Here is a 12,938-nt window from a genome sequence, read left to right on the forward strand (position 1 = left end):
ATGGAAGCGACGGACAGCGAAAGCGATGACCTCCTCAGCGAGCTGCTGAAACCCCTGCGTCTGACCGGGGTCTTCGACAGCCGATGGCACGTCAGCGCTCCCTGGGCCATCGAGGGCGACGCTGAACAGAGCTGCGCCGTCCTCCACTTCATCACCGAGGGCGGCTGCTGGATCACCGGCGAGGACCAGAACCCGCTCGAACTGCACGCAGGCGACCTCGCCCTCTTCCCGACCGGCACGGCCCACCGGCTCTCCGACCGGCCCGACCGGCGGGGCGTCGCGCTCGGCGCCGTACTCCCCGAGCGGGCGCCCGGCACCTCCGGCGAGATCAGGATCGAGGGGGAGGGGCCGGAGAGCCGGCTGCTCTGCGCCGGGCTGCACTACGACGCGTCCGCGGCCACCGGCCTCTACCAGGCGCTGCCCTGGGCGCTGGTGCTCGACGGCTCCCAGGTGGACAAGGAGCCGCTGCTGCGCGACACGCTGCGGCTGCTCGCGGCCACCGACCGCCCGGTCGGCCCCGGCGACCGGCTGGTCACGCTGCGCGCCTTCGAGATGGCGCTGGTGCTCGCACTGCGACCGCTGCTGCGCGAACTGGCCGACAATCCCTCCGCGCTGCCCGTGCTGCGCCATCCCGGCATCAGCAAGGCGATGGTGATCATCGCGACCCGGTTCGCGGAGCCCTGGACCATCGAGTCGCTCGCCCGCGAGGTCGGCATGTCCCGCTCCGCGTTCACCGCCGCCTTCAGGGAGCTCGTCGGCGAGGCGCCCGCCAGGCATCTGACCGGGCGTCGGATGCAGGAGGCGGCCCGGCTGCTCGGCGAGACCTCGCTGCCCCAGTCGGCAGTGCCGGAGCGCGTCGGCTACCAGAGCGCCGTCGGCTTCCACCTCGCCTTCCGCAAGTGGTACGGGATGACGCCGGGCGAGTACCGATCGGGAAGCCCCTCAGCTGCATGACTGGCCGGTTCTTAATCACCGCTGGACGGTCGTTCATTGCCCTGCGTCCTCGGCGGGAGACAGGCTCGACCGAGTCGAGAGCCCTTCCGCTTGCGCCGTTTGAGGAGAGACGTTGACCAGGTCCGGCCAGGAATACCTCGAATCGCTGTGTGACGGGCGCGAGGTGTGGCTCGACGGCGAACGGGTCAAGGACGTCACACGGCACCACGCTTTCCGCAACACCGCGGCGTCGATCGCGCACCTCTACGACCTGGCACACGACTCCGAGCACCGCGATGTGCTCACCTCCGGCGGGGTACATCGCGCCTTCGCCGTTCCCCGCAGTTACGAAGACCTGGTCGCACGGCGCAGGGCATACAAGCTGTGGGCCGAGTCGAGCTTCGGCTTCCTGGGCCGTACGCCCGACTACATGGCGGGCGGCGCCGCGGGCTTCGCCGCCGTGCCCCAGCTGTTCACCACCGACTCCTTCGACGGCGCCGAGAACGCTCTCGCGTACCACCGCAGGCTCGCCGAGGGCGACCTGTACTCGGCCTTCACCATCAGCAACCCTCAGTCCGGCGAAGGAGACGACGACCTCGTGGTGCGGGTCGTCGCCGAGAAGGACGGCGGCATCGTGGTGCGCGGCGCCAAGATGATCGGCACCGGCGCGGTCTTCGCCGACGAGGTGATCGTCGGCACGATCGAGCCGCTGGCCCCCGAGGACGCGGAGCACGCGCTGTGCTTCTCGGTGCCCGTCGACACACCCGGCCTGAAGTTCGTCTCGCGTACGTCGTACGAGGCACAGGCCCGCAGCGTCTTCGACAACCCGCTCTCCTCCCGCTTCGACGAGAACGACGCGCTGCTGGTGTGCGACGACGTCTTCGTACCGTGGGAGCGGGTGCTGACCTACCGCAACGTCGAGGCGACCGCCGCGATGTGGTGGCAGACCCCTGCCTACCTCAACTTCGGTCACCAGGCGGCCACCCGCTTCTGGACCAAGCTCGAATTCCTCACCGGTCTCGCCATCCTGTTGACCCGCACCAACAAGACGTACCAACTGCCGCCCGTCACCCAGGCGGTCGGTCGGCTGCTCGGCATGGTTGCCCAGGCCAAGGCCTTCGTGCTGGCCGCCGAGGCCGACTGCGAACAGGTCGACGGCGGCCGCGGCGGCGTCATGCCGGGCCAGGAGATCTCCTTCGCCCAGCGCATCATGGCCGGCGAGCTGTACCCGCGCGCGGTCCAGGAGATCAAGCTGCTGGCGGGCGGCGGGATCATCCAGCTGCCGGCGTCCGCCGGGGATCTGCTCCACCCCGAGCTCGGGCCCGTCGTGAGGGAGTATCTGCGCGCGCCCGGAACCTCTGCCGAGGACCGGATCAAGCTGCTCAAACTGGTCTGGGACGCGCTCGGTTCGGAGTTCGCCGGACGCCATGAGCAGTACGAGCGCTTCTACCACGGCGCCCCGCACGTCTATCTGGCCATGCAGACGCGGGCGGGCGGCGCCGATAGCTGCGAGCAGCTGGCCCAGGACTGTCTCGACGGCTACGGCCTAGGAACCGGACAGGACCTGGGGACCGGCCGGTGACCTCGGCCCGGCCGGGCGCCGCGCTCGCGCTGCTCGCCTCGACCCAGCTGCTGCTGATCATGGATACCGCGATCATCAACGTCGCGCTGCCGTCGGTCGGCGACGACCTCGGCTCCGGCTCGGCCGGGCTCTCCTGGGTCGCCAACGCCTACCTGATCACCTTCGGCGGGCTGCTGCTGCTCGGCGGCCGCACGGCCGATCTCCTCGGCCACCGGCGGCTCTACCTCACCGGACTCGGCCTGCTCGCCGCCGCGTCCGCGGCCGGCGGCCTCGCCGGGACGGCGGGCACGCTGATCGCCGCGCGGTCCGCACAGGGCGTGGGGGCCGCCCTCGCCGCCGCGGCCGCCTTCGCGCTGCTGCTGGGCCTCTTCCCGGACGGGCCAGGGCGGCACAAGGCCCTCGGCGCGTTCGCCGCGATGGGCGGACTCGGCGGCGTGCTGGGCACCGTCCTCGGCGGCGTACTCACCGATCTGCTCGGCTGGCGCTCCACGTTCTGGCTCAATGTGCTCGTCGGGCTGGTGCTCGGGCTGCTCGCACTGCGCCTTCTCGACGGGGGGACGCGCAGCGCACAGCCCGGCTTCGACCTCGGCGGCGCGCTCACCGCCACCGGCGGCCTCGGGCTCGTCGCCTACGCACTCGTCGGCGCGGGCGAGTGGGGCTGGACCAGTGCCCGCACCCTCGCCGCGGGCGGCGCCGGCCTCGTGCTGCTGGCAGCTTTCGCTGTACTGGAATCGAGGATCGCCCACCCACTCGTGCCGCCCGCCGTACTGCGGCGGCCCGCGCTGCGCGACGCCAACATCCTCAGCGCGCTCGCCCAGATGGCGCTCTTCCCGATGTTCTTCCTGGTCAGCCTCTATCTGCAGAGGGTGCTCGAACAGTCCCCGCTGACCGGCGGCCTCGGACTGCTGCCGCTGTCACTCGTCGTCGTCGCCGTCGCGCCCCAGACCGGCCGCCTCATCTTCAGGATCGGGCTCAGATCCACCATGACGCTCGGCTTCGCACTGCTCTTCGCCGGCATGGTGTGGCTGGCGCTCGCGCTCACCGCCGACGGCACCTTCGCCGGTACCGTCCTCGCGCCCAGTCTGGTCCTCGGCGTCGCTCTGCCGCTCGTCATGGTCACCACCAATGTGGCCGCCACCGCCGAGGCCGCGCCCAAGGAGACCGGGCTCGCCTCCGGACTCATCAACACCAGCCAGCAGTTCGGCTCGGTGCTCGGACTCGCCGTCCTGGTGGCCGTCGCCACCGCCTCAGGCGGATCGTCGGCCGCTGCCCAGACCTCCGGTTTCCGTTCCGCGCTGCTGGCCGGGGCCGTCTTCGCGGCCCTGGCCACCCTGCTTTCCGTACGGCTGCGGCTGCCCGTGCCCGCGATGGCGCCACGGCGCCAGGACCCTGTGGGCGGCGCCGTGGAGTGACCGTGTGCGGCGAGAGCGTGCGGTGTACGTGTACGCATGCGGCGAAAGCGTCCGGTGACCGCGTTACGCCACCAGGCCCGCATCCCACCCAATGAACCGATGTTGCCCGAGGGGGGCATTCCGTTGACCTTGTACGACCTTGTCGCGCCCGGTCTCGATCTGCACGGCGAACCGCGCTACCGGATAGCCGAGATATGCGCGGCCGACCCGCTCGGCGCCGACGCCCTGCTCGCCGCGCTGCCCGGTATGAACGCCGACGCCGATGCGCCCGCGCTCACCGTCGCCCTGCGCACCCTGGTGCCCGACCCGGACCGGGTCGCCGCCCTCGCCATCACCGACGCGCTCGCCGCCATGCGCGACCTGGGGATCCTCCTCGGCTCGCTCAAACGGCACGGCGTCGAGCCCGTCGCCGCCGTGCCCGAAGTCCTGCCGGTGCTCGAAGAGCTGGGCCGGCGCACCGACATGGTGCCGCGCGACACGGTGCACCACTACACGACGTGGAACCCCCTCGGCGCCCGGCGGCGGATGTACACCGGCGACCCGATGGAGAGCAGTCTCCAGGACGCGGTCCGGATGGTCTTCCCCAGCCTGGTCGCATCGCTCGACACCTGCGCGGAGCTCGCCCGCCTCGAACCGTACGACCCGGGCTTCGCCCTCGCTCTCGACCGCACCGCCCAGCATGTGCAGTCCATGGTCGACTCCATCGACTTCACCGTCGCCAATGTCTCCCCGGCTTTCTTCGCGCGGGAGATGCGCTCCTATTTCGAGGAGATCGACATCGCGGGCGTCGACTACCTCGGCCCCGCCGCCGCCCAGGTGCCCCTCTGGCTGGTCGATCTGACGCTGTGGCAGTGCGACCGCAGCAATCCCGCCTACGACGCCTTCCTCGACGATTCGGTGCAGTACAGCCTCCCGTCCTGGCGCGCCCACTACGCCGAGCACAAGGGCGGCACCTCCGCCGTCTCCAAGCTGTCCGCCGCCGTCAGCTGGGAGGCGACCGACCGGCTGCCCCCGCAGCTCGCCGCGTCCGCAGTCTCCCTCGCCCGCGTGCTGCGCATCCTCAAGACCTTCCGCGCCCGTCATATGACCATCGCCCGCAAGGCGTACAGCGACGAGGTACGGCTGTACGACGTGGGCAGCGGTGGCGCCCCGATCGCGCTGCTGCGCTCGGTGCTCGACCTGACCCGGGACAACGAGACCCTCGTACGCCGCTCCGTCGAGCGGCCGCGCACCCCCGCTGCCTGACCGTCCCAGGAGGTCCGACACCCATGACCCACATCATGATCGCCGGCGGTGGAATAGCCGGGCTCACCGCCGCACTCGCCCTGCACACCGCCGGATTCGAGCGCATCACCGTCGTCGAGGCGGCCTGCGAGATCCACCCGGTCGGCGCCGGGCTGAACATCATGCCCAACGCGGTACGCGAACTCGACGCGCTCGGCCTCCTCGACCGCCTCGAAGAACGCGCCGTACGCACCCGCGAGCTGCGCTACTACCACCGCAGCGGCGGCCTGATCTCCCGCGAGCCGCGCGGCCTCGGCGCCGGATACCACTGGCCGCAGCTCTCCATCCAGCGCGGCGAACTCCAGCTCGCGCTGGCCGACGCGGTACGCACCCGGCTCGGCCCCAGCGCCCTGGTGGGCGGCGTCAAGGTCACCGGCCTCGAACCGCTCCCCGACGGGCGCCCCCGGGTCCAGCTGGAGCACCGCGACGGCGCCCGCCGCGGCAAGGCGTCCCTCGAACCGGACGTCCTCATCGGCGCCGACGGCATCCGCTCGACGGTCCGCGCGGCCCTCAACCCGGGCGAGGGCGAACCGCCGTGGAACGGCATGCTCGTGTGGCGCGGCGTCTCCTCGCTGCCCGCCCACCGGAGCGGCACCTTCATGTTCATCGCGGGTGACGACCGCCAAAAGGCCGTCGTCTACCCGATGACCGAGCCCGCCACGGACACCGGCGAGGTGCTGGTCAACTGGGCGCTCGCGATGCCTGCCGAATCCGTCGACGACGCTACGCGCGGAGACTGGAACCGGCCGGTGCCGGTCGCCAAATTCCTGCACCACTACGAGGGCTGGGACTTCGACGGCGTCAGCGTCCCTGAAGTGCTCCGGGCTGCCGAGGGGGCCTTCGAGTACCCGATGGTGGACCGCGAGCCGCTGCCGCGCTGGTCCCTCGGCCGTACGACGCTGATCGGCGACGCCGCCCACGCCATGTACCCGATCGGCTCCAACGGCGCGACCCAGTCCATCGTCGACGGCCGCGCCCTCGCGCATGCCATGGCCCTGCACGCCGACCCGGCCGACGCACTCGCCGCGTACGAGGCCTGGCGCAGGCCCGCCATGACAGAGCTTCAGCGGGCCAATCGGCAGCTGGGCCCCGAGGTCGTCATCAGCCTCGCCCACGAGCGCGCCCCCGGCGGTTTCACCGACATCCACGAGGTGATCCCGCAGTCGGAACTGGACGAGATCGCCGCCCGGTACGCGGCCACCGGGGCGTTCGACCCGCAGAGCGTCAACCAGGGCTCTCCCTACGGTCCGACGGTGCGCGCGCCACGCTGAATGCCCCGGCGGGAATCCGCCGGACGGCCGTGCGCCGTGGTTGCGGGGGCAGGGCTGGCACTACCGTCTGTGGGTGACGGAGAGGCGCACACCGTCGTGCGTCCCCTCGGATGTGTACCTCCCCTGCGAAGGTGGGACCCGTGAAGGCCATTCGTCGATTCACCGTCCGCCCCGTCCTCCCCGAACCGCTCCGACCGCTCAGCGACCTAGCGCGCAATCTGCGCTGGTCCTGGCACACCGAGACCCGTGACCTCTTCCAGGCTGTCGACCCCGAGGGGTGGCAGGCGGCAGGAGGCGACCCCGTGCGGCTGCTCGGGTCCGCGTCCGCCGTCCGGCTGGCAGAACTGGCCGGAGACCGCCGATTTCTGCGCAGACTGGCCGCCGTCGCCGATGACCTGGACGACTACCTGCACGGGCGCAGGTGGTACCAGACACACAGCGGCTCCGCCGGGGACAGCGGCCCCACCGGGCCCGAATTCCCGGCAGCGGTCGCCTACTTCTCGCCCGAGTTCGGCGTCACCGCCGCACTGCCCCAGTACTCCGGCGGCCTCGGCATCCTCGCCGGCGACCATCTCAAGGCCGCGAGCGACCTCGGCGTACCGCTGATCGGCGTCGGGCTGCTCTACCGCCACGGCTACTTCCGCCAGTCGCTGTCCCGCGACGGCTGGCAGCAGGAGCACTACCCCCTCCTCGACCCCAACGAGCTGCCGGTCAGCCTGCTGCGGGAGTCCGAAGGGACACCCGCCCGGGTGTCGCTCGCGCTGCCCGGCGGGCGCTCGCTGCACGCCCACATCTGGGTGGCGAAGGTCGGCCGCGTACCACTGCTGATGCTCGACTCGGACGTCGAGGAGAACGGCCCTGGCGAGCGCGATGTCACCGACCGGCTGTACGGCGGCGGCAGCGAGCACCGGCTGCTGCAGGAGATGCTGCTGGGGATCGGGGGCGTACGTGCGGTGCGGACCTACTGCCGCCTGACCGGCCATCCGGCCCCCGAGGTGTTCCACACCAACGAGGGACACGCCGGCTTCCTCGGCCTGGAACGCATCCGCGAACTGGGGGAGCCCTCCGAAAGCGGCGGCCAGGGCCTGGACTTCGACTCCGCGCTGGAGGCCGTGCGCGCCGGGACCGTGTTCACCACCCACACCCCGGTCCCCGCCGGGATCGACCGCTTCGACCGCGAGCTCGTCGCCCGGCACTTCGGGGAGCGCGGGGAACTGGCCGGAGTGCCGGTCGAGAAGGTGCTCCAGCTCGGCATGGAGACCTATCCGGGCGGCGAGGCCAACCTGTTCAACATGGCGGTGATGGGCCTGCGGCTGGCCCAGCGCGCCAACGGCGTCTCCACCCTGCACGGTGCCGTCAGCCGCGGTATGTTCGCCGGCCTGTGGCCCGGCTTCGACGCCGAGGAGGTGCCCATCACCTCCGTCACCAACGGTGTGCACGCGCCGACCTGGGTGGCCCCGGAGGTGTTCCGGCTCGGCGCGCGCCAGATCGGCACGAGCCGGACCGAGGACGCCCTGTCCGTCGGCGGCTCCGAACGCTGGGACTCCGTCGCCGACATCCCGGACAACGACATCTGGGAGCTCCGCCGCGAGCTGCGCGAACAGCTGGTCATGGAGGTACGGGACCGGCTGCGGGCCTCCTGGCGGCAGCGCGGCGCGGGCGCCGCGGAACTGGGCTGGATCGACGGGGTGCTGGACCCCGACGTGCTCACCATCGGCTTCGCCCGCCGGGTCCCCTCGTACAAGCGGCTCACCCTGATGCTGCGCGACCGCGACCGGCTGATGGAACTGCTGCTGCATCCGACCAGGCCGATCCAGATCGTCGTCGCGGGCAAGGCGCACCCGGCGGACGACGGCGGCAAGCGTCTCGTACAGGAGCTCGTGCGGTTCGCGGACGATCCGCGGGTGCGGCACCGGATCGTCTTCCTGCCGGACTACGGCATGGCGATGGCGCAGAAGCTGTATCCCGGCTGTGACGTCTGGCTCAACAACCCTCTGCGTCCCCTGGAGGCGTGCGGGACGAGTGGGATGAAGGCCGCGCTCAACGGCTGCCTCAATCTGTCCGTGCTGGACGGCTGGTGGGACGAGTGGTTCGAGCCGGACTTCGGCTGGGCGATTCCGACCGCCGACGGCTCGGCGACCGACGAGGACCGCCGCGACGATCTGGAGGCGGGCGCGCTGTACGAGCTGATCGAGAACCGGGTGGCGCCCCGCTTCTACGACCGCGGCGCCGGCGGGCTGCCGCAGCGCTGGATCGAGATGGTCCGGCGCACGCTGACCACGCTCGGACCCAAGGTGCTCGCGGGCCGCATGGTGCGGGAGTACGTGGAGCGGTTGTACGCCCCAGCCGCGCGGGCCCACCGGTCCATGGACGCGGACGCGGCACGGGAACTGGCGGCCTGGAAGGCACGGGTGCGGGTGGCCTGGCCACAGGTGTCCGTCGACCATGTGGAGGCCCTGGAGGAGGCCGCGGCGGAGGGCACGGCGGAGCTGGGCGCGACGCTCGCGCTGCGGGTGCGGGTCGCCCTCGGCGAACTCCAGCCGGACGACGTGGATGTGCAGGCGGTGGCCGGCCGCGTCGACTCCGACGACGCGATCGCTGACGCCCAGACATCCCCGCTGAAGCCGGCGGGCGGCCCGGACCTGGAGGGCCGCTGGGTCTACGAGGGGCCGCTCTCGCTGGACCGCACGGGCCCCTTCGGCTACACGGTGCGCATCCTGCCGGCTCACCCGCTGCTTGCGGCCAGCGCGGACCTGGGTCTGGTGGCGCTGCCGACGGAGGCGACGGGGGAGGGCGCGGGAGTGCTGATGCGCTGAGGAGGGGGAGGGCGGCGTGGTGGTGCGGGTGCACCACCACGCCGCCTTTTGCATGGACTCTTTTCACGCCTTGAACTCTGAGCCTTGACGTGCCCATGGGATGCCTTTAGCTTCCTGACTCACTGCGGTGTTCACCCCCACGCCCAACGTTCATATGGGTGAACCCAGTTGGAGAGCACCCCCCACCGGAAGGCCCCCCATGCGTACCGGATCACGCGCCCTGCGCAGACCCAAAGCGCTCCTGCTCGCCCTCGCCACGGCACTGGCCACAGTGCTGGCCGCGGTGCTCATAGCCCCGGCCTCGGCGGTGAAGGACACCGCCCAACAGGCCGCCGCGCCCGCGAACTTCACCCACCCCGGCGTGCTCGTCGGCCGCCCCCAGCTCGACTTTGTGAAGGCCAAGGTCAACGCGGGTGCCCAGCCCTGGAAGTCCGCCTACGATCAGATGCTCGCGAGCAAGTACGGCTCACTGTCGCGCACCGCCAGGCCGCGCGCCGTCGTCGAGTGCGGTTCGTACTCCAACCCCAACTACGGCTGCACGGACGAGCGCGAGGACGCAATCGCCGCGTACACCCTGGCACTTGCCTGGTACATCGGCGGAGACAGCCGCTACGCCAAGAAGTCGATCGAGATCATGGACGCCTGGTCCGCGGTGATCAAGGACCACACCAACAGCAACGCCCCGCTGCAGACCGGCTGGGCCGGCTCCTCCTGGCCGCGGGCCGCCGAGATAGTCAGGTACACGTACAGCTCCTGGCCCAACTCCGGCCGCTTCGGCACGATGCTGCGCAATGTGTACCTCCCCGAGGTGATCAACGGCTCGCACTCCAACGGCAATTGGGAGCTGAGCATGATGGAGGCGGCGATCGGCATCGCGGTCTTCCTGGAGGACCGCGGGGCGTACGACAAGGCCGTGGCCAAGGTCCGCGGCCGGGTCCCCGCGTACATCTATCTCACCTCGGACGGCTCTCTGCCGAAGGCCGCGCCCGGCTCGGGCCTCGACACCCGCGAGGAGATCATCAAGTACTGGCAGGGCCAGTCGACCTTCATGAACGGCCTCAGCCAGGAGACCTGCCGCGACCTCACCCACACCGGATACGGACTCTCCGCCATCTCGCACATCGCCGAGACCAGCCGAATCCAGGGCCAGGACCTCTACCCGGAGATCGCCGACCGGCTGCGCCACGCGCTGGGCCTGCACGCCAAGTACCAGCTGGGCGAGCCCGTGCCCGGTAACCTCTGCAACGGCAGCCTCAAGGACAGGCTCGGCCCGGTCACCGAGGTCGGATTCAACGCGCTGCACAACCGCATGGGCTTCGGCATGAGCAACACCCAGCGCCTCACGGAGCAGCAGCGGCCGGCGGGCTCCAACAACCTGTTCGTGGCATGGGAGACGCTGACGCACGCGAACAACCCCGCTTGACGCGGAACTGCCCGGGGGCTCGGCCCCCGGGCAGCTCCTTGCGACAAGGCTCAGAAGGTGAGCTTGACGCTGTTGATGTAGCCGGTGTCGTACGCCGCCTTGTCCTGGACGCGCAGCTTCCAGGTGCCGTTGGCGACCTCGGAGGAGGCGTTGACCGTGTAGGTCGCCTGGACGTTGTCCGCCGAGTCGGAAGAGCTGAACGGCTTCAGGTTGTACACCGTTCCGTCCGGGGCTACCAGGTCGACGACCAGGTCACCGCGCCAGGTGTGGACGATGTCCACGCCGACCTTGAGGGCGCTCGGGGCGTTGCCCGTGCGGCCGGTGACGCTGACCGACGAGGTGACCGCGGCGCCGTTGTCCGGGATGGCGACGTCAGCGGTGTTCTCGAATACGGTGCCCGGGTCGGGGTCGCCGCCGCCGGGGCGGGCGCCGACGTTGATGCCGGCCCACGCGTCGGTCACGGCCTTGACCTCGGCGCTGGTTGCTCCGTACAGCTCCGTCGCGACCGCGATGGTGCCGGTGCGGGCTGCCGCGTAGTTCGTCGTGGAGTTGAACTTCGTGGTGAGCGCCTTGAACCAGATCAGCGAGGCCTTGTCCCGGCCGATGCCGGTAACGGGCAGACCGTCGGAGGTCGGCGAATCGTAGTTGACGCCGTTGATGGTCTTGGCGCCGCTGCCCTCGGAGAGCAGGTAGTACCAGTGGTTCGCCGGGCCCGAGGAGTAGTGGACGTCGATATTGCCGATGCCCGAGTACCAGGCGTCCTTGGACGCGCCGTCCTTGCTCGGCTTGTCCATGTAGCGCAGCGGGGTGCCGTCTCCATTGATGTCGATCTTCTCGCCGACCAGGTAGTCACCCTTGTCCTGGGCGCTGTTGGCGTAGAACTCGACCGCGGCGGCGAAGATGTCGGACGTCGCCTCGTTGAGACCGCCGGACTCGCCGCTGTAGACGAGCTTCGCGGTGGCGGAGGTGACGCCGTGGGTCATTTCGTGCGCCGCCACGTCGATCGAGGTGAGCGGCTTGGCGTTGCCCGAGCCATCGCCGTACGTCATGCAGAAGCAGCTGTCCTGCCAGAACGCGTTGACGTAGTTGTTGCCGTAGTGCACCCGGGAGTACGCGCCGACGCCGTCGCCGCGGATGCCGGAGCGGCCGTGCACGTTCTTGTAGTAGTCCCAGGTGATCCCGGCGCCGTACGCGGCATCGGCACCCGCGGTCTCCAGGTCGGAGGCCTGGCCGTTGCCCCAGACGTCGTCGGGGCCCGAGAACAGGGTGCCGGTGCCCGAGGTGCCGCGGTTGAGGTTGTACGTCTTGGTGTTGCCGCGGCCGCCGTCGGTCAGGTTGTACGTCGATCCCGACTGCGTGGAGCCGAGCGTCACCTGGCCGCTGTACTGCGTGTTGCCGGTGCCGTTCTCGACGGCCTGCCACTCGAAGAGCTTCTTGCCCGTCGTCGCGTCGGTGACGACGTGCAGCTCGTTCGGGGTGCCGTCGTGCTGGATGCCGCCGACGACCGTCTCGTACGCGAGAGTCGGCGCGTCCTGCGCCAGCCAGACCACCTTGCGCGGCGCGCGGTCGGCCTTGGTCTTCGCCGAGCCCTCCGCCCTGGCCGCGCCCAGCGCCTGCTTCTCGGCGGTGGCCGGGGCGATGTCGGCGCTGGTGTCGACGTTCTTGAGGGCCGACCTGGACGCCTTGGTGACCGACTCGGTCGCGCCCGCCCTGGTCTCGGCGACCACCAAGTCGCCGCCCAGCACGGGGAGTCCGGCGTAGGTGCGCTCGTAACGGGTGTGCGTGGTGCCGTCGCGGTCCTGGGTGACGTCCCGGACGACGAGCTTCTCCTGGGCGGTCAGGCCCAGTTCCTTGGCGGTGGCCGCCGTGGTGGCGCTCTGCTTGCGGATCAGCTCGGCGCGCTGGGCGGGGGTCAGGTTCAGCGGCAGGGCGCCGGGGTCGGCCTTCCCCGCTTTCGCCGCCGCCGGCGCGGCGGCCCGCGTCGGGTCGGCTGAGGAGGTGCCTGTCTGGAATCCGACCGCGAGGAGGGCAGCGGTGGCTATAAGAGCTCCGGTCGCGGTGGTGCGCCGGCGATGCGTGGGTCTCACGCGAACTCCTTCTGCGAGGGGGGTACCGGGCGACTGGGTGAGGTCGGCCGGGCAGAGCATGCGGAGCGTGTCGGGCGTGTGGAGCGTGGATCGGAGGAAGAGTGACAGCCCTGAACGGCTTATGTCAGGG

The 12,938-nt window shown here is 70.8% G+C and carries 8 protein-coding genes; 7 read left to right on the forward strand and 1 reads right to left on the reverse strand.

All coding sequences use genetic code 11. The features are described 5' to 3' along the window. The 7 genes from ACH492_RS09375 (at position 1) to ACH492_RS09405 (ending at position 10,721) form a co-directional block, all read left to right on the forward strand. A complete protein-coding gene (locus tag ACH492_RS09375; protein ID WP_398984451.1) occupies positions 1 to 954 on the forward strand; it encodes an AraC family transcriptional regulator in 954 nt (317 codons plus the stop codon). Between the two features lie 112 nt (positions 955 to 1,066). Beyond that, complete coding sequence (locus ACH492_RS09380) at positions 1,067 to 2,515, forward strand: 4-hydroxyphenylacetate 3-hydroxylase family protein (protein ID WP_398984453.1); 1,449 nt, start codon at positions 1,067 to 1,069, stop codon at positions 2,513 to 2,515. Next, positions 2,512 to 3,927: an MFS transporter gene (locus ACH492_RS09385; RefSeq protein ID WP_398984455.1), complete on the forward strand. Its 1,416-nt coding sequence runs from the start codon at positions 2,512 to 2,514 to the stop codon at positions 3,925 to 3,927. The genes ACH492_RS09380 and ACH492_RS09385 overlap by 4 nt, the downstream gene beginning before the upstream one ends. Positions 3,928 to 4,026: 99 nt before the next feature. Next, positions 4,027 to 5,172, forward strand: coding sequence for a monodechloroaminopyrrolnitrin synthase PrnB family protein (locus ACH492_RS09390; RefSeq protein ID WP_398984457.1), 1,146 nt, complete (start codon positions 4,027 to 4,029; stop codon positions 5,170 to 5,172). Positions 5,173 to 5,195: 23 nt separating this feature from the next. After that, complete coding sequence (locus ACH492_RS09395; RefSeq protein WP_398984459.1) at positions 5,196 to 6,482, forward strand: flavin-dependent oxidoreductase; 1,287 nt, start codon at positions 5,196 to 5,198, stop codon at positions 6,480 to 6,482. 140 nt (positions 6,483 to 6,622) lie between these two features. Further along, on the forward strand, positions 6,623 to 9,298 hold the full coding sequence (glgP, locus tag ACH492_RS09400) for an alpha-glucan family phosphorylase (protein WP_398984461.1): 2,676 nt from the start codon (positions 6,623 to 6,625) through the stop codon (positions 9,296 to 9,298). A gap of 199 nt (positions 9,299 to 9,497) precedes the next feature. Then, entirely contained in the window at positions 9,498 to 10,721 is a 1,224-nt protein-coding gene (locus tag ACH492_RS09405; protein WP_398984463.1) for an alginate lyase family protein, read from the forward strand. Positions 10,722 to 10,771: 50 nt separating this feature from the next. On the opposite strand, the gene ACH492_RS09410 is transcribed toward ACH492_RS09405, so the two are convergent. Continuing rightward, on the reverse strand, positions 10,772 to 12,808 hold the full coding sequence (locus ACH492_RS09410) for a M4 family metallopeptidase (protein WP_398984465.1): 2,037 nt from the start codon (positions 12,806 to 12,808) through the stop codon (positions 10,772 to 10,774). Positions 12,809 to 12,938: the final 130 nt, after the last annotated feature.

Source organism: Streptomyces sp. NPDC019443, from assembly GCF_044389785.1.
GTDB lineage: Bacteria > Actinomycetota > Actinomycetes > Streptomycetales > Streptomycetaceae > Streptomyces.

What these genes read in the sequence shown, in the direction of transcription:
- ACH492_RS09375 (WP_398984451.1), top strand. Translation starts at nt 1, where the DNA reads ATGGAAGCGACGGACAGCGAAAGCGATGACCTCCTCAGCGAGCTGCTG.
- ACH492_RS09390 (WP_398984457.1), top strand. Translation starts at nt 4,027, where the DNA reads ATGTTGCCCGAGGGGGGCATTCCGTTGACCTTGTACGACCTTGTCGCG.
- ACH492_RS09395 (WP_398984459.1), top strand. Translation starts at nt 5,196, where the DNA reads ATGACCCACATCATGATCGCCGGCGGTGGAATAGCCGGGCTCACCGCC.
- ACH492_RS09405 (WP_398984463.1), top strand. Translation starts at nt 9,498, where the DNA reads ATGCGTACCGGATCACGCGCCCTGCGCAGACCCAAAGCGCTCCTGCTC.